This window comes from Aeromonas sp. QDB18 (assembly GCF_027705325.1).
Classification (GTDB): Bacteria; Pseudomonadota; Gammaproteobacteria; order Enterobacterales; family Aeromonadaceae; genus Aeromonas; species Aeromonas caviae.
Genome location: NZ_JAPDBQ010000050.1, coordinates 1 through 25,436 on the forward strand (window position 1 = coordinate 1; position 25,436 = coordinate 25,436).

Annotated in this window: 27 protein-coding genes and 1 riboswitch; of the genes, 20 read left to right on the top strand and 7 right to left on the bottom strand. The window is 62.8% G+C overall.

Going from position 1 to position 25,436, the window contains the following annotated elements; translation table 11 throughout:
• The first annotated feature begins 215 nt into the window (after positions 1-215).
• Positions 216-551 (top strand): Hpt domain-containing protein, encoded by a 336-nt coding sequence (locus OKC30_RS09755; RefSeq protein ID WP_010674144.1) that lies wholly within the window; start codon positions 216-218, stop codon positions 549-551.
• Positions 552-563: 12 nt separating this feature from the next.
• Here OKC30_RS09755 and OKC30_RS09760 read toward each other — a convergent pair whose 3' ends face one another.
• Positions 564-1,487 carry a gluconeogenesis factor YvcK family protein gene (locus OKC30_RS09760; protein ID WP_029314269.1) on the bottom strand — a complete coding sequence of 308 codons (924 nt, stop codon included), beginning with the start codon at positions 1,485-1,487 and terminating at the stop codon, positions 564-566.
• Positions 1,488-1,600: 113 nt separating this feature from the next.
• Between OKC30_RS09760 and OKC30_RS09765 the strand changes: the two genes are divergently transcribed.
• Together OKC30_RS09765 and OKC30_RS09770 are read left to right on the top strand one after the other, a co-directional pair.
• Positions 1,601-2,782: an FIST signal transduction protein gene (locus tag OKC30_RS09765; RefSeq protein WP_041201554.1), complete on the top strand. Its 1,182-nt coding sequence runs from the start codon at positions 1,601-1,603 to the stop codon at positions 2,780-2,782.
• A gap of 18 nt (positions 2,783-2,800) precedes the next feature.
• Positions 2,801-4,876 (top strand): ATP-binding protein, encoded by a 2,076-nt coding sequence (locus OKC30_RS09770; RefSeq protein ID WP_160838052.1) that lies wholly within the window; start codon positions 2,801-2,803, stop codon positions 4,874-4,876.
• Between the two features lie 273 nt (positions 4,877-5,149).
• Here the strand turns inward: OKC30_RS09770 and OKC30_RS09775 are convergent, their stop codons facing one another.
• The 4 genes from OKC30_RS09775 to narQ form a co-directional block, all read right to left on the bottom strand.
• Positions 5,150-5,725, bottom strand: coding sequence for an LON peptidase substrate-binding domain-containing protein (locus tag OKC30_RS09775; protein WP_160838050.1), 576 nt, complete (start codon positions 5,723-5,725; stop codon positions 5,150-5,152).
• A gap of 360 nt (positions 5,726-6,085) precedes the next feature.
• Positions 6,086-6,442, bottom strand: a complete 357-nt coding sequence (locus OKC30_RS09780; RefSeq protein WP_270668464.1) for a globin domain-containing protein — start codon at positions 6,440-6,442, stop codon at positions 6,086-6,088.
• A 146-nt stretch (positions 6,443-6,588) separates the two neighbouring features.
• Entirely contained in the window at positions 6,589-7,227 is a 639-nt protein-coding gene (narL, locus tag OKC30_RS09785) for a two-component system response regulator NarL (RefSeq protein ID WP_039038841.1), read from the bottom strand.
• Complete coding sequence (narQ, locus tag OKC30_RS09790) at positions 7,227-8,939, bottom strand: nitrate/nitrite two-component system sensor histidine kinase NarQ (RefSeq protein ID WP_041215515.1); 1,713 nt, start codon at positions 8,937-8,939, stop codon at positions 7,227-7,229. The genes narL and narQ overlap by 1 nt, the downstream gene beginning before the upstream one ends.
• Before the next feature lie 78 nt (positions 8,940-9,017).
• Positions 9,018-9,157: riboswitch (molybdenum cofactor riboswitch) on the top strand.
• Between narQ and moaA the strand changes: the two genes are divergently transcribed.
• The 16 genes from moaA to OKC30_RS09870 all read left to right on the top strand — a co-directional run bounded on the left by moaA (position 9,145) and on the right by OKC30_RS09870 (position 22,081).
• Positions 9,145-10,140, top strand: a complete 996-nt coding sequence (gene moaA / locus OKC30_RS09795; protein WP_160838047.1) for a GTP 3',8-cyclase MoaA — start codon at positions 9,145-9,147, stop codon at positions 10,138-10,140. Its footprint overlaps the riboswitch before it by 13 nt.
• Positions 10,141-10,391: 251 nt before the next feature.
• Positions 10,392-10,901 carry a ferredoxin-type protein NapF gene (gene napF / locus OKC30_RS09800; protein ID WP_160838045.1) on the top strand — a complete coding sequence of 170 codons (510 nt, stop codon included), beginning with the start codon at positions 10,392-10,394 and terminating at the stop codon, positions 10,899-10,901.
• Positions 10,898-11,200 (top strand): chaperone NapD, encoded by a 303-nt coding sequence (locus OKC30_RS09805; protein WP_202395111.1) that lies wholly within the window; start codon positions 10,898-10,900, stop codon positions 11,198-11,200. The genes napF and OKC30_RS09805 overlap by 4 nt, the downstream gene beginning before the upstream one ends.
• A 189-nt stretch (positions 11,201-11,389) precedes the next feature.
• On the top strand, positions 11,390-13,879 hold the full coding sequence (napA, locus tag OKC30_RS09810; protein WP_270663793.1) for a nitrate reductase catalytic subunit NapA: 2,490 nt from the start codon (positions 11,390-11,392) through the stop codon (positions 13,877-13,879).
• A gap of 16 nt (positions 13,880-13,895) precedes the next feature.
• Complete coding sequence (gene napG, locus OKC30_RS09815; protein WP_160838041.1) at positions 13,896-14,630, top strand: ferredoxin-type protein NapG; 735 nt, start codon at positions 13,896-13,898, stop codon at positions 14,628-14,630.
• A complete protein-coding gene (gene napH, locus OKC30_RS09820; RefSeq protein WP_160838039.1) occupies positions 14,627-15,502 on the top strand; it encodes a quinol dehydrogenase ferredoxin subunit NapH in 876 nt (291 codons plus the stop codon). Before napG ends, napH begins: the two co-directional genes overlap by 4 nt.
• The gene (locus OKC30_RS09825; RefSeq protein WP_041212738.1) at positions 15,502-15,957 is read left to right on the top strand and encodes a nitrate reductase cytochrome c-type subunit; all 456 of its coding nucleotides are present in this window, start codon (positions 15,502-15,504) and stop codon (positions 15,955-15,957) included. The genes napH and OKC30_RS09825 overlap by 1 nt, the downstream gene beginning before the upstream one ends.
• 11 nt (positions 15,958-15,968) lie before the next feature.
• Positions 15,969-16,559: a cytochrome c3 family protein gene (locus tag OKC30_RS09830; protein ID WP_010674159.1), complete on the top strand. Its 591-nt coding sequence runs from the start codon at positions 15,969-15,971 to the stop codon at positions 16,557-16,559.
• Positions 16,560-16,752: 193 nt separating this feature from the next.
• Positions 16,753-17,259: a molybdenum cofactor biosynthesis protein B gene (moaB, locus tag OKC30_RS09835; protein ID WP_039038846.1), complete on the top strand. Its 507-nt coding sequence runs from the start codon at positions 16,753-16,755 to the stop codon at positions 17,257-17,259.
• Positions 17,260-17,309: 50 nt separating this feature from the next.
• The gene (moaC, locus tag OKC30_RS09840) at positions 17,310-17,804 is read left to right on the top strand and encodes a cyclic pyranopterin monophosphate synthase MoaC (protein ID WP_104455658.1); all 495 of its coding nucleotides are present in this window, start codon (positions 17,310-17,312) and stop codon (positions 17,802-17,804) included.
• On the top strand, positions 17,801-18,046 hold the full coding sequence (gene moaD / locus OKC30_RS09845; protein ID WP_160838035.1) for a molybdopterin synthase sulfur carrier subunit: 246 nt from the start codon (positions 17,801-17,803) through the stop codon (positions 18,044-18,046). The genes moaC and moaD overlap by 4 nt, the downstream gene beginning before the upstream one ends.
• A gap of 100 nt (positions 18,047-18,146) precedes the next feature.
• Complete coding sequence (moaE, locus tag OKC30_RS09850; protein ID WP_109112512.1) at positions 18,147-18,611, top strand: molybdopterin synthase catalytic subunit MoaE; 465 nt, start codon at positions 18,147-18,149, stop codon at positions 18,609-18,611.
• Positions 18,612-18,665: 54 nt separating this feature from the next.
• Entirely contained in the window at positions 18,666-19,388 is a 723-nt protein-coding gene (gene modA, locus OKC30_RS09855; protein WP_109112511.1) for a molybdate ABC transporter substrate-binding protein, read from the top strand.
• Between the two features lie 116 nt (positions 19,389-19,504).
• Positions 19,505-20,185 (top strand): molybdate ABC transporter permease subunit, encoded by a 681-nt coding sequence (modB, locus tag OKC30_RS09860; RefSeq protein WP_109112510.1) that lies wholly within the window; start codon positions 19,505-19,507, stop codon positions 20,183-20,185.
• Positions 20,182-21,237: a molybdenum ABC transporter ATP-binding protein gene (modC, locus tag OKC30_RS09865; protein WP_109112509.1), complete on the top strand. Its 1,056-nt coding sequence runs from the start codon at positions 20,182-20,184 to the stop codon at positions 21,235-21,237. Before modB ends, modC begins: the two co-directional genes overlap by 4 nt.
• Positions 21,238-21,304: 67 nt before the next feature.
• On the top strand, positions 21,305-22,081 hold the full coding sequence (locus OKC30_RS09870; protein WP_160838058.1) for an alpha/beta fold hydrolase: 777 nt from the start codon (positions 21,305-21,307) through the stop codon (positions 22,079-22,081).
• Between the two features lie 68 nt (positions 22,082-22,149).
• On the opposite strand, the gene moeB is transcribed toward OKC30_RS09870, so the two are convergent.
• Complete coding sequence (gene moeB / locus OKC30_RS09875; protein ID WP_270663784.1) at positions 22,150-22,905, bottom strand: molybdopterin-synthase adenylyltransferase MoeB; 756 nt, start codon at positions 22,903-22,905, stop codon at positions 22,150-22,152.
• The gene (gene moeA / locus OKC30_RS09880; protein ID WP_160838056.1) at positions 22,902-24,128 is read right to left on the bottom strand and encodes a molybdopterin molybdotransferase MoeA; all 1,227 of its coding nucleotides are present in this window, start codon (positions 24,126-24,128) and stop codon (positions 22,902-22,904) included. The genes moeB and moeA overlap by 4 nt, the downstream gene beginning before the upstream one ends.
• A gap of 370 nt (positions 24,129-24,498) precedes the next feature.
• On the opposite strand from moeA, the gene folE reads away from it, so the two are divergent.
• Positions 24,499-25,155, top strand: coding sequence for a GTP cyclohydrolase I FolE (folE, locus tag OKC30_RS09885; protein ID WP_010674171.1), 657 nt, complete (start codon positions 24,499-24,501; stop codon positions 25,153-25,155).
• Positions 25,156-25,436 lie beyond the last annotated feature (281 nt).

Here is a 25,436-nt window from a genome sequence, read left to right on the forward strand (position 1 = left end):
GGGCATGCAGTCGTGGCAAGCCCTCCGATGCCATATCGGCTCTTGAAGCTGGCTGAGGGTCATGGGTAATCAGGTACCGATAACTTGAAGCTGCTCACATTCTGGTGTCGCAAGAGCATCCGGAGCGATACGGGCATGCCCGAAGGACGGGTGACAGCGGGGCTGTGGGTCCGCTATATTGTGGTCTGTTTGAATACCATCATAGGGAAGAGAAGATGGAGTGGCTGGATCAGAAAGTGCTGCGACAACTGGCAGATGACATCGGTCACGAGATGATGCCGGTCGTCATCTCGGTGTTTGTCGAAGAGGTAGGCGAGCAGTTGGCCCAATTAAGGCCGCTTTTTGAACAGCGGGACTGGTCAGCCCTGGCGCGTCTCGCCCACAGCATGAAATCGTCCTGTGGCAGCTATGGCGCCAAACCCAGCTATCAGCAGGTGATGGATCTGGAGTCCGCCTGTCGCCGGGAAGATGAGCAAGAGGCCGGCAGACTGCTGGCTGAGCTGGAGCACTCCCTGCCCCAGGTCTTCACCCATCTGGCCCAGTTTCACTGATCCAGAAGGGCATCAGCCCGCCATGTCGCGCTCGCCAAGCCTGCTCAGGATCACGGTGTCGAGTGCCAGCCGCAGCTTGAGGCGGTCGTGGCGGTGGGGGAGGGCCGCTTCACCCAGCTCGGCCCGAACGAGGCAGTGCTGCAGCTCGGGTACCTGGGGACCCTCGGGAGCCAGAATGGCATCGATCCGGCCGCTGCCTATCCGCTCTTCCAGCCAACGATGCTGACTGGACAGTGACAACTGGCCAGCCGGACCCTCTTCGTCCACCAGATTGCTGATGAACACGACGATGGCGCGGCTGCTGCGGATCGCCTCCGCAATCTCGCGCAGCAGCAGAGGAGGCATGATGGAGGTGAGGAAGCTGCCCGGCCCCAGGATGATCATGTCGGCCTGGCTCAGCGCCTCGACCGCTTCGCGCGTGGCGGGCACGACCGGTTTCAGGCTCAGGGCCCGTGGCGGCGTGGTGAGCTGATCGATGGAGACCTCCCCCAGGATCTGATCGCCACAGACGGTGTGGGCGCACAGATCGGTGGGATGCTCGGACATGGGCAGCAGATTGGGTTCAATTTCCAGCATGTCGCTGATGAGCCGGATGGCATCCAGGGGGCGCACGCAGAGGTTGTCGAGGGCCAGCAGCATCAGGTTGCCGAGGTTGTGGCCCGCCAGCTCGCCGCGGCCGGTAAAGCGGTGCTCGAACAGCTGGCTACCGATGCTGGGGGTGGTCACCAACTGGTTGAGGCAGTTGCGCAGATCCCCCCAGGCGATGCACTCCTGGCTTTTGCGCAGGCGTCCGGTGGAGCCGCCATCATCCGTGGTGGTGACGATGCCCGTCAGCCGGGATCCCAAGAACGACAGGGAAGAGAGCACCCGGCCCATACCGTGCCCGCCGCCGATGGCGACAACCCGGTCGAAGTCATTGATATTTTTCTGCCACATGCAGTGATCCCGTGGGAGGCCAGTGAGCACCATTCTAGTCTCCATGGCCAGGTAATTGTTTGATAAGGGTATGATTTTTGCTTGATGCCAGCATCCCGTACCCCTAGGAGACGATGTTGAACTTCCTGACGGCTCACTCGCTTGCCGAGACGACCCCACTGGCCGCCCAACAAGTTACAGAGCGGTTGCATGCCCAGTCATCCCATGTTCCATCGCTGTTGCTGGTCTATTTTACCCAAGCACACGAGGCGGCGGAACTGCGCCGTGCGCTCAAGGCACGTTTTCCCGATACCCGGCTGATCGGTTGCAGCTCCTGCGGCGGTATCCTGACCCAGGATGGCCATCATGGTCGGCATGGCTGGAGCCTGTCGGTCGCCGCCCTTTATGATGACAAGGGGGCCTATGGCGTGGCTGGCCAGATGGGGGATCAACCGGATGTGCGGGCATTGCTGCGCCGCGCCATCGCCGATGGTGGCCGACCGGGAGAGCTGCCGCAGCTCGTGTTGCTGCACACCAGCCCGGGGCTGGAGGAGGTTGTGCTCGCGGGGATCGACGCCGAGTTTGGCGCGACCGTTCCCGTCGTCGGCGGGTCGGCGGCAGACGACGGCGTGGCCGGGCAGTGGCAGCTGTGCTGGGACGAAGGGGAGGGATCACAAGGGTGCGTGTTGGCGGTGCTTTACCCCGATTGCCAACTGGCGTTCCAGTTTCATTCAGGCTATGTACCCACCGAGTGTCGCGGCATCATTACCGGGATAGACGGGCGGGAGGTGCTGACCATCGATCACGAGCCGGCGGCCCGGGTCTATGGTCGCTGGACCGAGCGTGCGACGCCCTGGCCGGTGGGCCCCATCCTCAGGGAGACGACGCTCTCGCCACTGGCCCGTCAGGTCGGCATGCTCGATGACCTGCCCTACTACAAGCTCTCCCATCCCGAGGCGGTGACGGCGCGAGAGGGGCTGCGCCTCTTTACCGAGACCCGACTGGGAGAGCGGCTGCTGCTCATGTACAGCAGCCAGGAAGGGTTGTTGCAGCGCAGCCTGAATGCGGTGAATATCGAGCCTGAATATGGCATGGCGAGCAATATGCGCCCCTTTGGCGCCCTGGTGGTGTTTTGTGCCGGTTGTCGGCTGGCACTGGGGGACAGGCTGGGGGACATCGTCAGTCAATTCAGTCAGAGGCTGGGTGAGATCCCCTTCATCACGCCCTTTACCTTCGGTGAACAGGGACGATTACCCCATGGTGAGCTGGCACACGGCAACCTCATGGTGTCGAGCGTAATCTTCCTCGAGAGCTGACACTGTGCTGGATTCAAGATGATAGGCAATAGCGAACTCGAAACCCTGGGTGACAAACTGCAAACCACGCTGGTGGAGCTGATGCGTTGCCGGGAGCGGGAGGCCAGATATCGGGAGGAGTCCCAAGCCCTGCTGTGCGGGGTGGCGACCCTGGCACAGGCCCAGAGTCTGGAGCAGGTACTGGAGAGTCTCATTCTTGCTCTCAAGCCCTTTATCGGATTCGAACAGGCGGACGTGGTTGCCTGGGAGGCCGTGGGGGGCAGCACCCATCTGAGCACCCAGCCGGACGAGGTGGGCCGGACCTGGTCGCTGACACCGCTCTTCTCCAGGGCCATCGAGGGTGAGACCCTGGTTATCTATGATCCTGCCCAACTGCCTGAGCTGGCGCCGCTGGCAGGGGCGCCGGGCTGGGCCAGCGTCATGATGACAGGCTTGCAGGGACCGGGGTTTTCCGGTGTGCTCATCTGCCGGCACAGCGTGGCGGGCACCTTCGATCTCAAGAGCAAGGCGGCGATGCAGCGTTGTCGCCCGCTCATCTCCCAGGCCCTGGTCAACATCGCCTATCGGGCTCGCCTGCAAGAACAGGTTGACCTCAAGACCCTGGCCCTGCAGGCCAGCGAACAGCGTTTTCGCAGTTTTGCCGCCATGGCCTCCGATTGGTTCTGGGAGACCGATCCCCAGCACAGGCTCAGCTATGTCTCTGCCCCTGGCTATCAGGGGGAAGTGCTGGCCCGCCAGACGGGGAGAAGCCTCTATGATTTTGCCCACGACAAGCAGGACCCGGCCTGGAGCCACTACCGGCACCTGATCGCCCACCATCTGCCGGTGCGGGGAATGCGGGCCCAGGTGATGCTGGCGGGCGGGCCTTGCTGGATGGAGATCAATGCGGAGCCTTGCCATGATGCCGGTGGCCACTTCCTCGGCTATCGGGGCACGGCGCGGGAGATAGGCAGCCAGATCCGCCGCGAGCAGGAGCTGGCGCGGGCGCGGGACGATGCCGAGACGGCCAACCGTGCCAAATCCCAGTTCCTCGCCATGATGACCCACGAGATCCGCTCTCCCATGAACGCCGTGCTGGGGATGCTGGATCTGCTGCAGCACGGCCGGCTCGACACTCCGCAACAGACCCTCATCGGTCATGCCACCCACTCTGCGCATCTGTTGCAGACCATCATCGACGATGTGCTCGATTTCTCGAAAATAGAGTCACATACCCTGACCCTGCACTGTGAACCCTTTCAGCCAGCCGAGCTGTGCCGTGCCCTGGTGGAGCCCTTGCAGGCACAGGCCAGTGCCAAGGGCATCACACTGCACTGGCATCTGGATGAGACGCTCCCTGAACGCCTTCAAGGGGATGCCGTCCGCCTCTCCCAGGTGATAGGCAACCTGCTTGGCAATGCCGTGAAGTTCACCTCCGTCGGCAGCGTGCGTCTGGCGTTGACCTGGGAGGAGGAAAAGCTGGGGGTCATGGTCAGCGACACGGGGATCGGCATCTCCACCGAGGATCAGGCGTTGCTGTTCGAACCCTTCTATCAGGTCGACAGTTCGGCAACCCGCCGCTTCTCCGGCTCGGGGCTCGGACTGGCCATCTGCAGGCGGCTGGTGCAGCTGATGGGGGGAGATATTTGCGTGCAGAGCACGCCTGGGCTGGGAAGCTGCTTCTGGTTCGAGCTGCCCGGGATGGCCTCTCCCTGTGCTCCGGCCGCTGCCCCCGGCAGTGAAGAGTGCGCCAGACTGGAGCTGGATGTGCTGGTGGTGGAAGACAGTCCGGTCAATCAGCTGGTGGTATCCCTGATGCTGCAGAAGCTGGTGTGCAGGGTGAGGCTGGCAGGCAATGGTCTGGAGGCCCTGGCACAGGTGGCGAAGCAGCAGCCGGACCTTGTCCTGATGGATATGCGGATGCCGCAGATGGATGGGCTGGAGGCGACCCGGCGCCTGCGGGACATGGGGTGCGAGGTGCCCATCGTCGCGTTGACGGCCAATGCCATGATGGAGGACAGGGCCCGCTGCCTTGCCCAGGGCATGAACGATTTTCTGGCCAAACCCATCAGTCTTGCCAGGCTGCGAAGCTGCCTGCTCCGCCATTGCAGGTGATGTCGGCCGATTTTGGGTAAAAAAAAATGGTCAACCTGGTGGTTGACCAATTCTTCAGCAAATACTGAAGAGAGCACGGGATAAATCGGGTTGTACGGTTTTATATGAAAAAGTCGTGCCAACTTTTCAAAACCTGTTATTTGCGGCCTGTAGCTGAATTGTGTGTTATTTATCGCTACCGTGATTGCAAAATGCAATTCTCATTTTTTCATTATAAGAATCCAGTGCCGAGAATTCGCGTTTTGCAAACCAACCGTTGACTCACTCTTTGACTCACTGTGCGATCAGTCGGCGCAAGAACTGACGCGCCGCTTCACTGTTCTGTTTGGCAATCAACATCTGTTTTTCATAGATCGGCATGGGCAGGATCTCGAGCCAGCGTTGGCAGAGCCAGGCTGCATCGTCGAACTGCTTGTCCGGGTAGAGCTCATCCAGTTCCGGGTATTGTGCAAAGACCTCTCTCAATCGGCTGACCAGCTGGTTGTCGCTGATATCAGAATCCGCACTCGGCCAGTTGGGCAACTGCTCGACCTGGGCGTGCCTGAGGCCTGCGCTATCCGTTTCCATCTCGTGGATGCAGAAGCGTTCAAGGCCGAGCACGGTGACCCCGAGCAAACCGTCGTTGAGGGTATAAAAATCAGTCACCTTGACGCGGGTTCCGACCGGGAGAATCCGTCCGCAGGTACCCGTGCTGGTAGTCTCTTCCATCACGATGCCAAAACCCCGATCCTCGAGGAAGGACTCCTTGAGCATCTGCAGGTGGCGCGGCTCGAACAGGCGAAGGGGGAGCTTGCCACCGGGCAGAATGTGGGACGGCAAGGGGAACAGTGCCAGTTGTTGAAGTTTCATGTTCCATCCTCCTAATCAGTCATTGCTGAATGTGACAATGCAGTGACCGTGCCAGAGAGAGGTGGCGTGGCGAAGGGGTGAGTCATTTCCCGTGGTTATTTTTAATATCCATTTAAAATCAATCTATTGTGATTTGATGTCGCGAATGCAGGCAAGGCAGTGCGAAAGGGATTCAGGTGAGGTGTTAGGGCGCCGAACATACCCCGTGTGCAGAATGAGTCTATTTTCGCATATTGCAAATTTGATTCATGCAAAATGCCTGTTACAGACCCATTCAGCGATTGGGGGCAAAGGCCAGGGGATCAGGTGGTCAATTCGGTGTGCTGTGTCATGCCGTCCAGCATCAGGGCGGCTATCTCGTCATACATCTGCGACCAGACCTGTGCCAGTGCCGGGGTAAAACCACTGCCGAGACGCCGTGCCAGTACCTGGGTCAGCGCCTGTTTGAGCAGCGCATTGAACGTTGAATCGCTGGTGACGCCTGCCGAGATCGCGAATGATGAAACCCAGTGCATCCAGCTGGGAGAGGCTGGTGATGACGGTGTTCAGGGTGTCCGACACCTTGGCAACGGGCAGCTCCTGATGTGGGGGAAAGAGGGTCCTGAGTTCGGGGGACAATCTGAACAGCTCTTCATACACCTCCTGGACATAGCTGTTGTTCAGGGCGCTCACCCTGCCCCAGGCTTTCTGGACCAGCTCTATCTGCTCAAAGGTCATGTCGATGTTTCCTTCCCGTGCGATGTCATGAAAATAATAATCCATCTACTCAATAGAGCACCGGGTTCCGCGCCATTTGGGGAAAAGAAGAGGGGGCCAGCAAGGAGGCACGGATGGTGACCCCTTGCTGGCAGGAGGCCGGGACCTCAGTTGCGCTGTTCCAGGTACATGACGGCTGCTTCGACGCGGCTTTGGGCCTCGAGCTTTTTCAGCAGGCTCTTGACGTGGACCTTGACGGTTCCCTCGGAGATATGGAGCACTGAGGCGACCTGCTTGTTGGACAACCCCTTGGCGATTTCACGCATGATCTGCATCTCGCGTCGGGTCAGGCTCTCCAGCTTCTGCTGCAGGTGGTCCAGCTCGTAGATGTTCTCGAGATAGGGACGCAGCGGCTCGCTCAGGATCTGCTTGCCGGTCATCACGTCAGCCAGCTGGGCCAGCAGCATGTCAGGCTCGGTGTCCTTGAGCAGATAGCCGTCCGCGCCTGCCTTGAGCAGGGCAACCACATCCTGGCGGGCGTCAGAGACGGTCAGGATCACCACGCGGGAAGTCACCTCTTCGGCCCGCAGCGCCTTGAGGGTATCGAGACCTGACAACCCCTTCATGTTGAGGTCGAGCAGGATAAGGTCCGGTTCGGACTCTTTGGCCATGGCCACGGCGTCGGTGCCGTTGGAGGCCTCGCCAACCACGTCGATGTTATCTTCCAACTCCAGCAGTTGCACAATTCCCTTGCGCATCAGGGGGTGGTCATCCACGACCAGAACACTGTATTTCATCTCGTCCATCAGGCGTCTCTTGTTAGGCTGGTGGGAAAGGTCAGGTGTATGCGGGTGCCCCCGGAGGGCGGTTCACTGATGGTCAACTGGCCGCGCAATTTGCTGGCGCGTTCATTCATGATGCTGAGACCGTAGTGATTCACCGCCGAGCTTGCGCCCCTTATTCCAACACCATCGTCTGCAATCTGAACCTGGATGTTACCATCAGCCAGGGTCTCACAGCTAACGTCAATGTGCCGCGCGCTGGCATGCTTGATGGCATTGAGCACTGCCTCACGGATCAGCTGCAGGATGTGGATGTGCTGCCCCGCTTCAAGGTCGGTGTCCGTCAGTCCGTACTGGAGCCTGATGTCGGCGTGCGTCTGGGGTTTGAGCTGCTCGAGCATGACCGCGATGGCTTCACCCAGGTTGGCATCGCCGATGCTGAGGCGGAAGGTGCCGAGCAGTTCGCGCAACTGGGTATAGGCATTGCTGAGTCCCTCGTCGATCTGCTCCATGGCTGCCTCGGTCTTGGCCCTGTCCCCCTTGGCGAAGGAGCGCTTGAGCAGCGTGGCCTGGATCTTCAGGTAAGAGAGGGCCTGAGCGAGGGAGTCGTGCAGTTCACGGGCGATGACGGCGCGCTCTTCCATCAGCAGCAGGCGCTGGTGCTGCAGCAGGGTCTGATCCTTGTGCAGCACCTGGGCCAGCAACATGGAGAAGTTCTTCATCAGCCTCTCGTCGATGGGGTGGTCGCTTATCATGTCGAGCCGACCGTACTCCTCGTCATCCATCTGCAGGTAGAAGCTCACCACGGCGTCCAGATCCCCCGGCCACCCCTTGCGACCTGTGATGTAGACCGGCATCGCATTGTGCTCGAAGCGGGTTAGGCGGATGTACTCGATGTGCTGGTGGGCGGCGGCCCGCTCCAGCAGCTTTTGCAGGGTGCGGCGGCTGAGGGGCGCCGCGTGCAGTTTCTGGGCGGTGGAATAGAGGAAGGAGAGGGTGTCGTTGGCCTGTTGCAGCTTGGCCGTTTTCTCCTCCACCTTGCTCTCCAGCTCCCGGTAGAGTTTGCCAAGCTCGTCGGCCATGGTCGCGAAGGCCCCCGACAGCTCTCCCAGCTCGTTCTCACAGTGGGGGGGCAGGGTGAGATCGAATTCCTGACGCTGGATCTGGCGTGCGCAATAGACCAGCTGGTTGAGGGGCGCTACCACCTGCTGGCGGGTGAAGCGCACCGTGCACCAGGCGATGGTGATGATGGCGAGCAGCCCTAGCCCCTCTGCCAGGGCCAGCATGCGCACCTTGAACTCCACGTGGTACTGCATCTGGTTGACGAAGTCATCGATGGCGGCGACGAACTGCTCCGTATTGTCGGTATAACGGCTGGGAGTGGCATTCTCGATGTGTTCGCGCATCACTTGCCATTGCAGCAGGACTTCACCATAGGTGCGGCGCAGGGAGGCGGGCGTGATCCAGCGCTGGGTCTCCTGCAGCTCGGGGGCATGAAGGGTCTGTTCAAACTGGGCGAGCCGACCGAGGACGACCTGATCCTTCTCGATTTCATAGGCCATGCGGTAGGCCTGCATGCGCAGGGAGCCCGACAGGTTGATGGCCTTGGCATCGGGAACCGAATAGAAGAGGGTGACCATGGCCACCACGGCGATCAGGCTGGCCATGAACAGGATCAGCACCATGGAGCGACCGATGGCGCTGCTGACCGACTGCACTCTGAACCATTTTCCCATGCCGACCGGCTCCCTTTTCACCCACAAAGACCCCACAAAGTAGCATGGGAGTGTACTCCAAGTTGTGCTAGCATCGAAAAACTAGATGAACTCCGAGCGATTTTGCCTAAGTCATTGAGATAGGGGGAGATCGCCGTCAGCCGCTGTTCGAGCTGAAAGGGTCAGGAAAGAAATGCCCTGGCCTCCCGTATTTGGAAAGGTGTTTATGTTGCCACTTGAAGATGGTTTTTCCCGTCGCTTTTACTATTTGCGTCTGTCGGTCACCGACGTCTGCAATTTCCGCTGTACCTACTGTCTGCCGGACGGCTATCACCCGCCGAAAGGAGATGGTGAGGGGCGCCAGTCCTTCCTCTCCCTGGAGGAGATCCGTCGCGTTGTCTCCGGGTTTGCCGCCATGGGGACGCGCAAGGTGCGTCTGACCGGAGGCGAGCCCTCCCTGCGCCGCGACTTCACGGCCATCATCGAGACCGTGGCCAATACCCCCGGCATCGAGAAGGTGGCCATGACCACCAACGGGTATCGCCTCAAGGAGCGTGCCCGCGAGTGGTTCGATGCGGGGCTGACGGCCCTGAACGTCAGCGTCGACAGCCTGGATCCCCGTCAGTTCCACCAGATCACCGGCGAGAACAAGCTGGCGGAGGTGATGGCGGGGATAGACGCCGCCCTGAGTGCCGGTTTTCGGTCGGTCAAGATCAACGCCGTGCTGCTCAAGGGGCTCAATGATCATCAGCTCGAGACATTCCTCGCCTGGATCCGCGACAAACCCATCGAGCTTCGTTTCATCGAACTGATGCAGACCGGCGAGATGGACGCCCTGTTTCGCGATCACCATACCAGCGGTGAACTCATCAAGCAGCGCCTGCAAGAGAGCGGCTGGGTACAGCAGCTGCGCGGCCTGGATGATGGCCCTGCCCAGGTGTTCACGCATCCGGACTCGAGGGGCGGGGTGGGGCTCATCATGCCCTACAGCAAGGATTTTTGCGCCGGTTGCAACCGGCTGCGGGTCTCCTCCAAGGGCAAGCTGCACCTGTGTCTCTTTGGCGACAACGGGGTGGAACTGCGGGATCTGCTCACCGATGACAGCCTGCAGGAGGCGCTACAATGGCGTATTCGGCAGGCGCTGACCGGCAAGGCCGCCACCCATCGCCTCCATGAAGGCAATGCAGGCATGACCCCCCACCTGGCCTCCATCGGCGGCTGACAGCCGCCGTGCACCTCAAATAACCTTCGATTAATTATCAATCCTCACATAGGGGTAATTTACCTTGCCCCTGCTGTGTCTAATTGCGCCAAGGGTTTGATCCAGCGCAAGAATCCCCCCTGTTTATCTCCCTGGTGGTATATCCCCTGACTTGTCAGGGCCGCAATATACACCCACGCTTATAATTGGTATTGAAAATGCCAGTCACGGGATCCGCGCGGGGGCATCCGCCCCCGAAAAGAGGAGTCGATATGACCGACGGGGTCAACTTGTCACGCAGAGGCCTGTTTCGGGGACGCCTGAGCGCCCCCAAGGCCGGGATCCAGTTGCCCTGGTCCGTCTCCTGGGACGAGTTCGTGGCCGGCTGTACCCGCTGCGGCGACTGTCTGGCGGCCTGTCCGGAGCAGATCCTGATCAAGGGAGACGGGGGCTTCCCCACGGTGGATTTTCACCGCGGCGAGTGCACCTTCTGCACCGAGTGCGTCAGCGCCTGCGAGGCGCCGGTGTTCAGGCCGACAACCCAGACACCCTGGGAGTATGTGGCCCATATCGAGGCGGGCTGTCTGGCCACGGCCCAGGTGTTCTGCCAGCGCTGTCAGGACAGCTGCGAGCAGCAGGCCATCCGCTTTTCCCCCCGGCTGGGGCGCGTACCCACCCCCAGCATCCATGCCGAGTCGTGCAACGGCTGCGGGGCCTGCGTGGCGGATTGCCCGGTGGGCAGCATCAGCATCGGTCTGTCTCGTGGCGAAGCTTCGCGATGACCCAAGAGACGAACAAGTTGGAAAACGGTAATATGACGCGAGAAGAGTTCCATGTATCCAGCCTGGTGGTGCTGACCAAGCCCGATCTGCGCCACGCCCTGGCAGAGCGGATTGCGACCCTGGACGGGGCCGAGATCCACGCCGTCAGCGAGGAGGGCAAGCTGGTGGTGACCCTGGAGGGGCCGAGCCAGCGCCCCATCATGGCGGCCATCGACACCATTCAGGGGTTGCCCGGGGTGCTCTCTGCGGCCCTGATCTACCACCAGTTCGATGAAATGGACGCCGAAGATGGGGAATAAGGCGTCATGTGGCAGAAGCGCAAGAGTCGTTCGCTGACCGCCACGGGTAATACACGGGATGCCGTGTCTGTTGTCTGCGTTCGATGAACGAAAAGCCCAGAGCAAAGGAATAAAGCGCCATGGAGCTGAGCCAGCGCGGCTCGTCACAATGGCTGTCATTGATGTGATTAAGCAATGCGAGGATATGTCATGAAGCTGAGTCGACGCGACTTTATGAAGGCCAATGCGGTGGCGGCAGCCGCTGCCGTGGCCGGTGTCAGTGCCCCCACTCTGGCGGCGAATCTGATCACCAGTACCGACAAGACCGCCATCACCTGGGACAAGGCGCCGTGCCGCTTCTGCGGGACCGGCTGCTCCGTGCTGGTGGGCTCCCAGGCTGGCCGCGTCGTGGCGACCCAGGGGGATCCCGATGCACCGGTCAACCGTGGCCTGAACTGCATCAAGGGCTACTTCCTCTCCAAGATCATGTACGGGGAGGATCGCCTGACCCAGCCCATGCTGCGCATGACGAACGGCAAGTTCGACAAGAACGGCAACTTCGCCCCCATCAGTTGGGATCAGGCCTTCGACATCATGGCCGAGAAGTTCAAGGCGACCCTGAAAGAGAAGGGCCCGACCGCCGTCGGCATGTTCGGCTCCGGCCAGTGGACCGTCTGGGAAGGCTATGCCGCCGCCAAGCTGATGAAGGCAGGCCTGCGCTCCAACAACCTGGATCCCAATGCCCGTCACTGCATGGCCTCCGCGGTAGTGGGCTTCATGCGTACCTTCGGCATGGATGAACCCATGGGCTGCTACGACGACATCGAGCAGGCCGACGCCTTCGTGCTGTGGGGCTCCAACATGGCCGAGATGCACCCCATCCTCTGGTCGCGCATCTCCGATCGCCGTCTGTCCCACCAGGATGTGCAGGTGCACGTGCTCTCCACCTTCGAGCACCGCAGCTTCGAGCTGGCGGACAACGGACTGGTGTTCACCCCCCAGACCGATCTGGCGATCCTCAACTACATCGCCAACTACATCATCCAGAACGACAAGGTGAACTGGGAGTTCGTCAACAAGCACACCCAGTTCCGCAAAGGGGTGACCGACATCGGTTACGGCCTGCGTCCCACCAACCCGCTCCAGCAAAAGGCCAAGAACCCGGACAGCGGCGACTCCACCCCCATGAGCTTCGACGACTTCGCCAAGTTCGTGGCGGATTACGATCTGGAGTCCGTCTCCAAGCTCTCCGGCGTGCCCAAGGACAAGCTCGAGAAGCTGGCCCAGATCTATGCGGATCCGGACAAGAAGGTGGTCTCCTACTGGACCATGGGGTTCAACCAGCACACCCGTGGCGTCTGGGCCAACAACCTCTGCTACAACATCCACCTGCTGACCGGCAAGATCTCCCAGCCGGGCTCCGGCCCCTTCTCCCTGACCGGCCAGCCCTCCGCCTGTGGTACCGCCCGTGAAGTGGGTACCTTCGCCCACCGTCTGCCGGCGGACATGGTGGTCACTGATCCCAAGCACCGCGCCATCGCCGAGAAGATCTGGAAGCTGCCGGAAGGCACCATCCCGGAGCAGGTGGGCTACCACGCCGTGCTGCAAAACCGTATGCTCAAGGATGGCAAGCTCAACGCCTACTGGGTGATGTGCAACAACAACATGCAGGCCGGCCCGAACATGAATGAAGAGGCGCTGCCCGGTTATCGCAACCCGGCCAACTTCATTGTGGTCTCCGACCCTTATCCGACCGTGACCGCCCAGGCGGCCGACCTCATCCTGCCCACCGCCATGTGGGTGGAGAAAGAGGGGGCCTACGGCAACGCCGAACGTCGCACCCAGTTCTGGCACCAGCAGGTGAAGGCACCGGAAGGGGCCAAGTCCGACCTGTGGCAGCTGATGGAGTTCTCCAAGCGCTTCACTGTGGAAGAGGTGTGGCCGGCTGAGTTGATTGCCAAGATGCCGGAAGTGAAGGGCAAGACCCTGTTCGACGTGCTCTATGCCAACGGCCAGGTGAACCAGTTCCCGAAAGAGCAGAGCAAGGGGGCCCTGAACGACGAGGCCGAGCACTTTGGTTTCTACGTCCAGAAGGGGCTGTTCGAGGAGTACGCCTCCTTCGGTCGCGGCCATGGCCACGATCTGGCGCCGTTCGATCAGTATCACGAAGCCCGCGGCCTGCGCTGGCCTGTGGTGGACGGCAAGGAGACCCTGTGGCGCTATCGCGAAGGGTTCGACCCTTACGTGAAAGCGGGGGAGGGGGTGCGCTTCTACGGCAAGCCCGACGGCAAGGCGGTCATCTTCGCGCTGCCCTATGAGCCCGCCGCCGAGGCTCCGGACAAAGAGTACGACATGTGGCTCTCCACCGGTCGCGTGCTGGAGCACTGGCACACCGGCACCATGACCCGCCGGGTCCCCGAGCTCTATCGCACCTTCCCGGATGCGGTGCTCTTCATGCACCCGGAAGATGCCAAGGCCCGTGGCGTGCGCCGTGGTGAAGAGGTGATCGTCTCCTCCCGCCGGGGCGAGGTGAAGACCCGGGTCGAGACCCGCGGCCGCAACCGTCCGCCCAAGGGATTGGTGTTCATGCCCTTCTTCGATGCGAGCCAGCTGGTCAACAAGCTGACCCTGGACGCCACGGATCCGCTCTCCAAGCAGACGGATTACAAGAAGTGCGCCGTCAAGGTCGTCAAGGCATAAGGCGGGGGAGCGCGAGATGAGTCGTAGTCGGCGCCAGTTTCTGGCCGACATGGCCAAGGGGGCCTGCGGTGTGGGCCTGCTTGGCGTGGGGCTCGGCGGCATGGCGCGCCAGCAGGTGCAGGCCGTGCCTGCCCAGGCGCTGCGCCCGCCGGCTGCCCTCGACGAGGCTGAGTTTCTCGGCGCCTGCGTGCGCTGCGGGCTCTGCGTCGAGGCATGCCCCTACGACACCCTCAAGCTCGCCCGGCTGTTTGAACCCGTGACCACCGGCACCCCCTACTTCAAGGCGCGCGCCGTCCCGTGCGAGATGTGTGACGACATCCCCTGCGTGGCGGCCTGCCCGAGCGGGGCCCTGGATAGGGCCATGACCGACATCGATCAGGCGCGGATGGGGGTGGCGGTGCTCATCGATCACGAGACCTGCCTCAACTACCTGGGGCTGCGCTGCGACGTCTGCTACCGGGTCTGCCCCCTCATCGACAAGGCCATTACCCTTGAGCTGCAACACAACCCGCGCACCGGCAAGCACGCCATGTTCCTGCCCACGGTGCACAGCGATCTCTGCACCGGCTGCGGCAAGTGCGAGCACGCCTGCGTGCTGGAGGAGGCGGCCATCAAGGTGGTACCTCGCGGGCTTGCCAAGGGGGAGCTGGGTCACCACTACCGGCTCGGCTGGGAAGAGAAGGAGAAGGCGGGCAAGTCCCTCATCGGTGAGCGACTGACCCTGCCTACCCGCAAACCGGAGGGCCTATGAGTCGGTATCCAGGGGCCGAGGCTACGGCCAGGCTGGGCTGGTGGCGGTCACACCGCTTCCTGCTGCTGCGCCGGCTCTGCCAGTTCGGGGTGCTGACGCTGTTCCTGCTGGGGCCGCTGGCGGGCATCTGGATCCTCAAGGGCAACCTCTCCAGCTCGCTGTTGCTGGAGACGGTGCCCCTCACGGATCCCCTGACCCTGCTGCAGTCGTTGGCGGCGGGCCAGTGGCCCATCCCCACCCTGTGGCTCGGGGCTGGGCTGGTGCTCGCGGGTTACTGGCTGGTCGGGGGGCGGGTGTTCTGCTCCTGGGTCTGTCCGGTCAACCTGGTCACCGATGCCGCCGCCTGGCTCAGGGGGCGGCTCGGGCTCAAGGGCAATGGTCAGTTCAACCGCGCTACCCGCTACTGGCTGCTGGCCATGGTGCTGGTGGCACCTTCCATCGCCGGCGTGCTGGTGTGGGAGCTGGTCAATCCGGTGTCGCTCACCCTGCGGGGCCTGCTGTTCGGCATGGGGGCGGGCTGGGGCCTGCTGGCGGCGCTGTTCCTGTTCGACCTTTTTGTGGTGGAGCGGGGCTGGTGCGGCCACCTCTGTCCGGTGGGGGCCTTCTATGCCCTGGTCAACCGGGTCGGGTTCATCAAGATTGCAGCCTCGGGGCGCGAGCGGTGCAGCAACTGCATGGATTGTTATGCGGTCTGCCCGGAGCGTCCCATCCTGCGCGGCCCCGTTCACGGTGCCAGGCGTGGTCACGGGCCCTTGATTGCAGCTCAGGAGTGTACCAACTGCGGCCGTTGCATCGATGTCTGCGCGGAGCAAGTTTTTGAAATCACTGTAGGTTTTGCCGTCAAGGCAGAGAAAACGTCGGAGAACACATAATGAAGAAGCTGATTGGAGCAATGCTGGCCTGCCTGATGGCGGGTTCCTTGATGGCGGCCGTCCCCGAGATCACCAACAGCACGGGGGGCATCAAGTCGGAGCGGGGAAGCACGGATCTGGTAACGGATGCCGACGCGGCCCCTCTGAAGAACTTTCGCAAGGATGGCGACCTCTACGATCGCCAGTACATGCACCAGCCCCCGCTGATCCCCCACGACACCCGCAACTATGAAGTGGACAACAAGGTCAACAAGTGCCTGGCCTGTCACAGCTTCAAGAACGCCAGTGCCATGAAGGCCCCCAAGATAAGCCCCACCCACTTCGAGACCCGCGACGGCATGACCCTGGGCGAAGTCTCGCCGCGTCGCTACTTCTGTCTGCAGTGCCACGTGCCGCAAGCGGATGCCAAGCCGCTGGTGAACAATACCTTCAAACCGGTTGAAGCGCTGAACTGAGGAACCCATAGATGAAATTACCCGGCTTTGTGAAGCGTCTGTGGACCACCTTCAAGTCACCGTCGAAGGCGGCCCTCTGGGTCATCCTGCTGATGGGCTTCTTTGGTGGCGTCATCTTCTGGGGCGGGTTCAACACCGCCATGGAAGCGTCCAACACCGAGGCCTTCTGCACCGGTTGCCACGAGATGAAGGACAACGTGTTCGTGGAGTACCGCGACACCATCCACTACGCCAACCGCTCCGGCGTGCGGGCCAGCTGCCCGGATTGCCACGTACCCCACGAATGGACCTACAAGATCATCCGCAAGGTGCAGGCCTCCAAGGAGCTGTGGGGCATGATCACCGGCAAGGTGGATACCCGCGAGAAGTTTGAATCCCACCGGCGGGAGATGGCCGAGCGGGAGTGGCAGCGGATGAAGGAGACGGATTCGCGCGAGTGCCGCAACTGCCACAACTTCGAGTACATGGACTTCTCCCTGCAAGGGCGTCGGGCCGCCCAGATGCACTCCACCAACCTGGCAAGCGGGGCCAACACCTGCATCGACTGCCACAAGGGGATTGCGCACCAACTGCCTGACATGAAAGGGGTGCCAGGCTTCTGATGGGAAGGCCGCCGGATCCCCGGGATCCGGCGGCCTTCGAGATTAATGGGCAATGACGCCCCCCAGCCAGACATCTTTTGATAGAATCCCTTCCCGGCAACGCGGCGCCCACCGGCTCCTTTCATGGCTGGCACCACGGTGCGGCGCGTTCACCTCATCCTCTCGTGGTCAATGATTGACAGGAATGGCCCCAATGGCACCCAAACACAGCGAATTCATCCCTCTCAAGATCGCCGTCCTGACGGTTTCCGACAGTCGCACCGCTGCCGATGACAGCTCGGGGGACTATCTGGTCGAGGCCCTGACCCAGACCGGCCACGTGCTGGCCGATCGGGCGCTCTGTCCCGACAACCTGTTTCGCATCCGCGCCCAGGTGAGCGACTGGATTGCCGACGAGGGAGTCCAGGTGGTGCTCATCAACGGCGGCACCGGCTTCAACGAGCAGAACCGGGTGCCCGAGGCGGTCGGCGTGCTGTTCGAGCGCACGGTGCAGGGCTTTGGCGAGATGTTCCGCCAGCTCTCGTTTGCCGAAATCAAGGGCTCTGCCATGCAGAGCCGTGCCCTGGCAGGGCTGGCCAATCGCACCCTGATCTGCTGCCTGCCCGGCTCCACCGGCGCCTGCCGTCTGGGCTGGGAACAGCTTATCCGGGATCAGCTCGATGCCCGTACCCGGCCGTGCAACTTCGTGACCCATCTGTGATCCCGGGAGTAAACCCGGATCATTCATCTTATTTTTCGATAGGGGCATAGATGAACCTGACCCATCTCAACCAGAGCGGCGAGGCCCACATGGTGGATGTCACCGACAAGCAGGTGACCGAACGCGAGGCCCGCGCCGAGGCTTTCGTGACCATGGCCCCCGAGACCCTGGCGTTGATCCTGAGCGGTCAGCACCACAAGGGGGACGTGTTCGCCACCGCCCGCATCGCCGGCATCATGGCGGCCAAGAAGACCGCCGATCTTATCCCACTCTGCCATCCGCTGGCCTTGACCAAAGTCGAGGTGGAGATAGTGCCGCTGGCCGAGCAGAATCGGGTGCATATCCGCACCCTGTGCAAGCTCTCGGGCAAGACCGGGGTGGAGATGGAGGCGCTCACCGCCGCCTCGGTGGCGGCCCTGACCATCTACGACATGTGCAAGGCGGTGCAAAAGGACATGGTTATCGAGCAGGTGCGTCTGGTGGAGAAAAAGGGCGGTAAATCCGGTCATTTCCAACTGGGTGAGACCAAAGGAGAGCAGGCATGATCAAGGTTCTGTTTTTTGCGCAGGTGCGTGAGCTGGTCGGCTGCGACGAGCTGAGCCTGCCTTGCGACTACGCCAGTGCCGATGCCCTTCGCGCCGCCTTGAGCGAGCGAGATGACAAGTGGGCGCTGGCGCTCGAATCCGGCAAGCTCCTGGTGGCGGTCAACCAGACCCTGGTGCCGCTGGATACCCCCCTCCATGACGGGGATGAGGTCGCCTTTTTCCCGCCGGTGACCGGAGGTTAAGGATGAACGAGATAATGACCGTAGATCGCGCCACTGAGCTGCGGGACTGTGGTGAGGCCGCCTTCTTCCCTCTCCTTCCAGTGACGACAGGAGGCTGACCATGACCGATCGCATTCTGGTGCAGCGGGATGACTTCTCGCTGGCGGACGAATATGCCCGCCTTGCTGCCCGGCAGGACACAGGCGCGATTGTCAGCTTTGTCGGCAAGGTGCGCGACTTCAATCAGGGGGAGCATGTGAAGGGGCTGGCCCTCGAACACTACCCCGGCATGACCGAGAAGGCGCTGACGAACATAGTGGCCGAGGCCCGCAGCCGCTGGCCCCTGCAGGAGTGTACCCTCATTCACCGCATCGGCGAGCTGCTGCTCGGGGATCAGATCGTGCTGGTGGTGGTGAGCAGCGCCCACCGCGAGGCGGCTTTCGAGGCCTGCCACTTCATCATGGATTTCTTGAAGACCCGGGCGCCGTTCTGGAAAAAAGAGCTGACCGCCGACGGGGTGCAACGCTGGGTCGAGGCCAGGGCGAGCGATGACGCCGCCCTGGCCCGCTGGCAACAAGGGGAGTGAGCCTCGGGCTCGCGTCAATCGATCCGGCCGTGTCGGAACATAAGGAGCAGAGGAATGAAGAGATGGGTATCCCTGTTGGTGCTGGGCGCCAGCGCCATGTACAGCGGTGCTGTGCTGGCTGACGAGGTCAAGGTGGCGGTGGCGGCCAACTTCAAGGGCACCATAGAGCGCATCGGCAAGGAGTTCACCGCCAAGACCGGCCACAGCGTCGTCATCAGTTCGGCGGCCACCGGCGTGCTCTATACCCAGATCACCCACGGTGCACCCTTCGATCTCTTCCTCTCGGCCGACGTGGCGACCCCTCAAAAGCTGGAGTCGGAAGGCAAGGGGAGCGAACGCTTCACCTATGCCATCGGTCAGCTCGGCCTCTGGCAGAAGGGGGGGCCAGCTCCCGACGAGGCCACCTTGCGCCACTGGCAGGGGGAGCTGGCCATCGCCAACCCCAAGACAGCGCCCTATGGCGCTGCCGCCATGGCGACCCTGGCTCATCTCAAGATCGATCCCAAGCAGTATCGGGTGCTGACTGGCACCAACATCAGCCAGACCTGGCAGTTCGTCGATACCGGCAATGCGAAGCTGGGCTTCGTCGCCTGGGCCAACCTGGTGGAGGCGGGCAAGACCGGCGAAGCCTGGGCGGTACCGGCCAGCTTCTATCCCCCCATCGAGCAGCAGGCCCTGGTGCTGAAGAAAGGGGCGGCGGTGGATGCCCTGGTCGCCTGGCTCAAGGGGCCGGGACAGGCGCAGATCAAGGCGGCGGGTTACGCCCTGCCGCAGTAAGCGCCCGGCGTCTGCCGGCCAGCCCCGTGCTGGCCAGATCCGGTGCCTGATGTGTCCCAAGGCGGCGCCCGTCATGACGGCGCCCTGTTTTTTATCGACACCCGAGAGGGGACCCTATGAGTGAAGGGGATCTGCTGGCGGTCTGGCTGACCCTGAAACTGGCGGCCAGCACCACTGCCATCCTGCTGCTGCTGTCGCCGCCGCTCGCCTGGTGGCTGTCTCGCAGCCAGCACCGGCTGCGCCCCCTGGTGGAGGCCATGGTGGCCCTGCCGCTGGTGCTGCCGCCCACCGTGCTCGGTTTCTATCTGCTGCTGGCCTTCTCCCCGGAGTACGGCTTGGGTGGCTGGTGGCGGGAGACCTTCGGGGCCCCGCTCGCCTTCAGTTTCCTCGGCCTGCTCATCGCCTCCGTCATCTATTCGCTCCCCTTCGTGGTACAACCCCTCACCTCCGCCTTCGTCAACATGGGCAGCAAGGAGCTGGAGGCTGCTGCCACCCTGGGGATGGGCCCGTTTGAGCGCTTCTTTCGCATCATCCTGCCGATGACGCTGCCGAGCTTCGTGATGGCGGCGGCGCTGGGCTTTGCCCACACCCTGGGGGAGTTCGGGGTGGTGCTGATGATCGGCGGCAACATTCCCGGGGAGACCCAGGTGCTCTCCATCGCCCTGTTTGATCACGTGGAGGCGATGGACTACGACCACGCCCATATTCTGGCAGGCGGCCTGATGGGCTTCTCCCTGGTGATGCTGGTGCTGGTCTACGGCGTGCTGCAACGCCGGCAACGGAGGCTGTTCGGATGAACCTCTACCTCAAGGCCAGACGTGATTTCGGCCCCTTCACCCTGGCGTGTGATCTGGCGTTGCCCCCCAGCCGCATCCTCGGCCTGTTCGGTCCTTCGGGCTGTGGCAAGAGCACCCTGCTGCGCATCATCGCCGGGCTCGACAAGGCCCCGGGCGATGCCCTGCGCTGGCAGGGGCGCGAGCTTGCAGCCCTGCCCCCCGAGGCGCGGCGCATCGGGATGGTGTTTCAGGATGCCCGTCTCTTCCCCCACCTGAGCGTGCTCGGCAACCTGCAACTGGCGGCTCGCAAGGGGAGGGGGCGCTGGCAGCCAGAGGATCTGGCTGCGCGCCTCGGCTTTGCCGAGCTGCTGGGGCAACCGGCCCATGGCCTCTCCGGCGGTCAGCGTCAGCGGGTGGCATTGGCCAGGGCCTTGCTGGCCGAGCCCGACTTGCTGCTGCTGGATGAACCCTTCTCGGCGCTGGACAGGCGCAGCCGCATCCATCAGGCCCACGTGCTCAAGGGCTTGCAGCAGGAGAGCGGCATCCCCATGATCTTCGTCAGCCACGCCATGGAGGAGGTGAGCCTGCTCTGCGATGGACTGGTGCTGCTGGCAGAGGGACGGGTGGAGGCCCAGGGCACCCCAGAGGAGATCTTCGCCCGCACCGACCTGTCGCTGGCCAGTCGCGACGACGTCGGGGTCATGCTCTCTGCGACCCTGTCCCACTACGACGAGCACGAGCAGATGGCGACCCTGCGACTCGGGGAGCAGACCCTGATGGTGACCATGGAGCATGCCCCCGATGAAGCGGGCCCCTTGCAGATCAAGGTGGCGGCGCGGGATCTGGTGATAGCCACCGAGCCCATCGTGTACTCCAGCCTCTCCAACTGCCTCGAGACCCGGCTGCTGGAGGTGCGGGAGGTGCGACCCGGGCAGACCCTGTTGCAGTTGGCTCTCGGGCAGCAGATACTGCTGGCCCGGATCACCAGCCGCTCCGCGCAGCGGCTCGCCCTGATGCCGGCCATGCGCCTCTACGCCTACATCAAGGCGGTGAGCCTGGTGGGAGAGGGGTAGACAGGGGACCGGAGTGCGGATTGGCTGGCCATGAGTGGCCGGCATGGCGTCGAGAAAGGGGGGACGGGTGCGTCGCAATCAGGTAATGAAATCCCATGGCTTGGCCCTGCGCAGTGCGGGGGAGGGGCCCTTGCTGCTCTTGCTGCACGGGCTGGGCTCTTCCAGCCTCGACTGGCAGGCGCAGAACGAGCGTTTTTCCGAGCGTTACCGGGTGGTGGCCATCGACTTGCGCGGCCACGGCCAGAGCATGCAGGAGGGGCCCTTTGACGTGCCCACCCTGGCGGCGGATGTGGCCCGCTGGCTCGACGAACAGCCCGAGCCTGCCTGGGTAGTGGGGTTGTCGCTCGGTGCCATGGTGGCGCTGGAGCTGGCGCTGCAACTGCCCCACAAGGTGCAGGGGCTGGTGCTGGTCAACGGCTTCAGCGAATTTCTGCTGGAGACGCCAAAGGAGCAGGAGCGCTATGCCATGCGCCTCAAGTGGCTGCGCTGGTTCGGCATGCGGCCGCTGGCGTGGTGGCTCGGTCGCGAGCTCTTTCCCGGCCCCGATCTCGCCCAGGTGCGCCACACCTTCCGGGGGCGCTTCGTGCGCAACAAAAAGAAGACCTACAAGGCGCTGCTGGAGGCGCTGCCCGGCTGGTCGGTGCGGGCTCGTCTCGGCACCCTCTGGCAGCCGGTGGCCATCATCTCCACCAGTCACGACTATCTGCCCCTGGCGCGGCGGGTGGAGCAGTTCGCCTCCCTGCCCAATGCCACCATCCACACCCCGGATGGTCACCACGCCTGGCCGGCGGAAGATCCCGCCGGGTTCAATCATCTGTTGCAGCGGATCCTCTCAACCCATTGAGGGGAGCAGACAGCAGAGGTAGATAAAAAAGCCGAACCCCGGGGGTTCGGCTTTTTTGTGGGCGCTGCTCAGGGTCTTGAGCAGACCGGGCAGTCGGGGCGCTTGGGAAGCTTCAGCTCGCGAAAGCTGCCACCCAGACCGTCGATCATCAGCAGGCGGCCGCTGTAGCTTTTGCCTATGCCCGCCAGCAGCTTGATGGCTTCGAGCGCCTGCAGGCTGCCCACCAGTCCCACCACGGGGGCCAGTACCCCCGCCTCGACACAGGTGAGGGCCTGATCGCCAAAGAGGGTGCTGAGACAGGCGTAGCAGGGTTCATCCTCCTGCCAGGTGAAGCTGCAGAGCTGCCCTTCGAGCCGGATGGCGGCGCCGCTGACCAGGGGCACCTTGTGCTGGCGGGCACGCTGGTTGAGGAGGTTGCGGATGGCGACGTTGTCGGTGCAGTCGAGCACCAGCTGATGGCCTGGCAGCAGGGCATCGAGCAGTGCCTCGTCGGCGAGGGCGGCGTGGGTCTCCACCTCGAGCCAGGGGGTGAGGGCGCGCAGGGACGTCGCCGCAGACTCCACCTTGAGCTGGCCGATGCGCTCGTCGCTGTGCAGCACCTGGCGCTGCAAATTGGAGAGCTCCACCCGATCGAAATCCACCAGGGTGAGGTGGCCGACCCCGGCCACCGCCAGATACTGGCTGGCGGCGCAGCCCAGGCCCCCGGCGCCGATGACCAGCACGCGTGACTGCTTGAGCGCCTCCTGCCCCTCGAAGTCGAAGGATTTGAGCACGATCTGGCGGTTGTAGCGAAGGAGTTCTGCGTCGCTCAGGATCTCGCTCACAGCAGCAGCCCCGAGAAGGGCTCGACGGTGACCGTCTCACCGGCGGCCACCTTGCCGCGCTCCTGCTCGAGCACGATGTAGCAGTTGGCCCGGGACAGGGAGCTGAACACCCCGGAGTCCTGGGAGCCGGTGCTGCGTACCTCGAGGCCATTCGGGCCCACGCTCAGGATGCCGCGCTGAAAGTCCAGGCGCCCCGGGCTCTTCTTGAGCGGCTCTGTCGCCAGGGCCTGGAGGGGGTGCGGGCGTGCAAACTGCTGACCGGCCAGTCTGGCCAGGGCCGGTTGCACCAGCTGATCGAAGGTGACCATGGCGGAGACCGGGTTGCCCGGCAGACCGAAGAACCAGGCGTTTGGCAACCGGCCAAAGGCGAAGGGTTTGCCCGGCTTGATGGCGAGCTTCCAGAAGCCAATTTCCCCGAGCTCTTCGAGCAGTTGCTTGGTGAAGTCCGCTTCTCCCACCGAGACGCCCCCGGTGGTGATCAGGGCATCGGCCTCGCGGTCGGCCTGCAAGAAGGCGGCGCGCAGGGCCTCCGGATCATCGGGAATGATGCCAAGGTCCAGGCACTCACAGCCCATGCGGCTCAGCATCGCCTTGACCCCGTAGCGGTTGGAGTCGTAGATGTCCCCGTGCTGGAGCGGGGTGCCCAGAGGCTTGAGCTCGTCCCCTGTGCTGAAGATGGCGACCCTGAGGGGACGGCGCACCGTGACGTTCGCGATGCCAAGGGAGGCGAGCAGCGGCAGCTCCCTGGGGCTCAGGCGCAGGCCGCTTTCGAGCACCCGGGCGCCCTGCGCCAGATCCTCGCCGCGGCGACGGATGTTCTGGCCAGGCGTGGGCGCGGTCAGGAAAGTGATCCCGTTGTCGCCGGCTTGCGTTTCTTCCTGCATCACCACAGCGTCTGCACCCGGGGGCACAGGGGCCCCGGTCATGATGCGGATGCAGTGGCCGGCGGGCCACTCCCCCTCATAGGGCTGGCCCGCAAAGGCCTTGCCCGCCACGGGGAGCGGCACCCCGGCGGCGAGATCCGCCAGGCGCACGGCATAGCCGTCCATGGCGGCGTTGTCGAAGGGGGGGACGAAGAGGGGGGAGCTTATCTCCTCGGCCAGGATCCGATCCAGCGCCTGGGGCAGGGGCAACCGCTCCGTCTCGCAGCAGCAGGTGAGTTGTTCCAGCATCCCTTGCAGGGCCTTGTCCAAGGGGAGGAGTGCACCGGTATCGAATCCCATCATCATGACCTCTCTGGTGTGTAGGGGGCAGATTATCCCAAAAATCCGCTCCGATGGGCAGGCCGAAGGTGCGGTAATGGGGGGCAGATGCCCCGGTGTGATCGGATTCTGGGGCGCTATTCCGTTGAATTACCTCCTGATGGGTAACCAGAGCGAGGCTTGTGCGAGATGGTGGCTGGGGAAGAGGCGGCACGGCCGTGCGCCTTGCCCCCGAATGGGCAGGCCGGTGCGGACAAAACGGGGTGGTTTGGCATAAAGTCGGGCACCGGGCTTGAGTTAGACAGAATTATGACAATAATCGCCCTGTAAGATTGCGCCGCGGCACCATGCCGCAGGCCAGCACAGTCCCTGAGCGTGGGAGAGATACACGATGACGAGCTTAAGCCAGGAAGCCCTGTTGGTCAGGGCGGCGCTCGAGGCCGAGGGCCTTGAGACACCTCTGGTGGCCAATGAATTGAGCGGCCAGCAGAAAAAGGAAAAAATCGAAGGTCATATGCGCGCCATCATGGAGACGCTGGGACTGGATCTGGCCGACGACAGTCTGGCAGAGACCCCGCACCGCATTGCCAAGATGTACGTGAACGAGATCTTCTCCGGCCTCGACTATGCCACCTTCCCCAAGGTGACGGTGATCGAGAACAAGATGAAGGTGGACGAGATGATCATGGTGCGGGACATCAGCCTCACCAGCACCTGCGAGCACCACTTCGTCACCATAGACGGCTTTGCCCACGTGGCCTACATTCCCCGCGGCAAGGTGATTGGCCTGTCGAAGATCAACCGCATCGTGCAGTTCTTCGCCCGCCGTCCCCAGGTACAGGAGCGGCTGACCCAGCAGATCCTGCTGGCGTTGCAGACCCTGCTTGGCACCAGGGACGTGGCCATCAGCATCAAGGCGACCCACTTCTGCGTGAAGGCCCGTGGCGTGATGGACTCCACCTCCTACACCACCACCACCTCCCTGGGCGGCGTCTTCAAGACCCAGCCCGACACCCGCGCCGAATTCCTCGGTGGTCTGAAAGGGTAGTGCTCCCGGGGCCTGTCGCCGACAGGTCCCGTCTCCTTTCCCTCACTTTTTTTGAAAAATACCTAAAGTTGTGACCGTGCCGGTCGCTATGGCTCTCCGTGTTGTCGGACGGTCTGGTTGACGCCGACACCCCCGAGCCCGCCCTTGTGCGCGCCGACAGGGACGAGATGTGCTGCCAAGGAGGGTAGTGAAGGCGCAGGCTAGGGAAGGTGCGAATAAGCGGGGAAATTCTTCTCGGCTGACTCAGTCATTTCATTTTTTCAGTTTGAGCCGATCTTTTC

Coding starts and splice junctions, on each gene's coding strand:
- OKC30_RS09755 (WP_010674144.1), top strand. CDS start 216: ATGGAGTGGCTGGATCAGAAAGTGCTGCGACAACTGGCAGATGACATC.
- OKC30_RS09760 (WP_029314269.1), bottom strand. CDS start 1,487: ATGTGGCAGAAAAATATCAATGACTTCGACCGGGTTGTCGCCATCGGC.
- OKC30_RS09765 (WP_041201554.1), top strand. CDS start 1,601: ATGTTGAACTTCCTGACGGCTCACTCGCTTGCCGAGACGACCCCACTG.
- OKC30_RS09770 (WP_160838052.1), top strand. CDS start 2,801: ATGATAGGCAATAGCGAACTCGAAACCCTGGGTGACAAACTGCAAACC.
- OKC30_RS09775 (WP_160838050.1), bottom strand. CDS start 5,725: ATGAAACTTCAACAACTGGCACTGTTCCCCTTGCCGTCCCACATTCTG.
- OKC30_RS09780 (WP_270668464.1), bottom strand. CDS start 6,442: ATGACCTTTGAGCAGATAGAGCTGGTCCAGAAAGCCTGGGGCAGGGTG.
- narL (WP_039038841.1), bottom strand. CDS start 7,227: ATGGACGAGATGAAATACAGTGTTCTGGTCGTGGATGACCACCCCCTG.
- narQ (WP_041215515.1), bottom strand. CDS start 8,939: ATGGGAAAATGGTTCAGAGTGCAGTCGGTCAGCAGCGCCATCGGTCGC.
- moaA (WP_160838047.1), top strand. CDS start 9,145: ATGTTGCCACTTGAAGATGGTTTTTCCCGTCGCTTTTACTATTTGCGT.
- napF (WP_160838045.1), top strand. CDS start 10,392: ATGACCGACGGGGTCAACTTGTCACGCAGAGGCCTGTTTCGGGGACGC.
- OKC30_RS09805 (WP_202395111.1), top strand. CDS start 10,898: ATGACCCAAGAGACGAACAAGTTGGAAAACGGTAATATGACGCGAGAA.
- napA (WP_270663793.1), top strand. CDS start 11,390: ATGAAGCTGAGTCGACGCGACTTTATGAAGGCCAATGCGGTGGCGGCA.
- napG (WP_160838041.1), top strand. CDS start 13,896: ATGAGTCGTAGTCGGCGCCAGTTTCTGGCCGACATGGCCAAGGGGGCC.
- napH (WP_160838039.1), top strand. CDS start 14,627: ATGAGTCGGTATCCAGGGGCCGAGGCTACGGCCAGGCTGGGCTGGTGG.
- OKC30_RS09825 (WP_041212738.1), top strand. CDS start 15,502: ATGAAGAAGCTGATTGGAGCAATGCTGGCCTGCCTGATGGCGGGTTCC.
- OKC30_RS09830 (WP_010674159.1), top strand. CDS start 15,969: ATGAAATTACCCGGCTTTGTGAAGCGTCTGTGGACCACCTTCAAGTCA.
- moaB (WP_039038846.1), top strand. CDS start 16,753: ATGGCACCCAAACACAGCGAATTCATCCCTCTCAAGATCGCCGTCCTG.
- moaC (WP_104455658.1), top strand. CDS start 17,310: ATGAACCTGACCCATCTCAACCAGAGCGGCGAGGCCCACATGGTGGAT.
- moaD (WP_160838035.1), top strand. CDS start 17,801: ATGATCAAGGTTCTGTTTTTTGCGCAGGTGCGTGAGCTGGTCGGCTGC.
- moaE (WP_109112512.1), top strand. CDS start 18,147: ATGACCGATCGCATTCTGGTGCAGCGGGATGACTTCTCGCTGGCGGAC.
- modA (WP_109112511.1), top strand. CDS start 18,666: ATGAAGAGATGGGTATCCCTGTTGGTGCTGGGCGCCAGCGCCATGTAC.
- modB (WP_109112510.1), top strand. CDS start 19,505: ATGAGTGAAGGGGATCTGCTGGCGGTCTGGCTGACCCTGAAACTGGCG.
- modC (WP_109112509.1), top strand. CDS start 20,182: ATGAACCTCTACCTCAAGGCCAGACGTGATTTCGGCCCCTTCACCCTG.
- moeA (WP_160838056.1), bottom strand. CDS start 24,128: ATGGGATTCGATACCGGTGCACTCCTCCCCTTGGACAAGGCCCTGCAA.
- folE (WP_010674171.1), top strand. CDS start 24,499: ATGACGAGCTTAAGCCAGGAAGCCCTGTTGGTCAGGGCGGCGCTCGAG.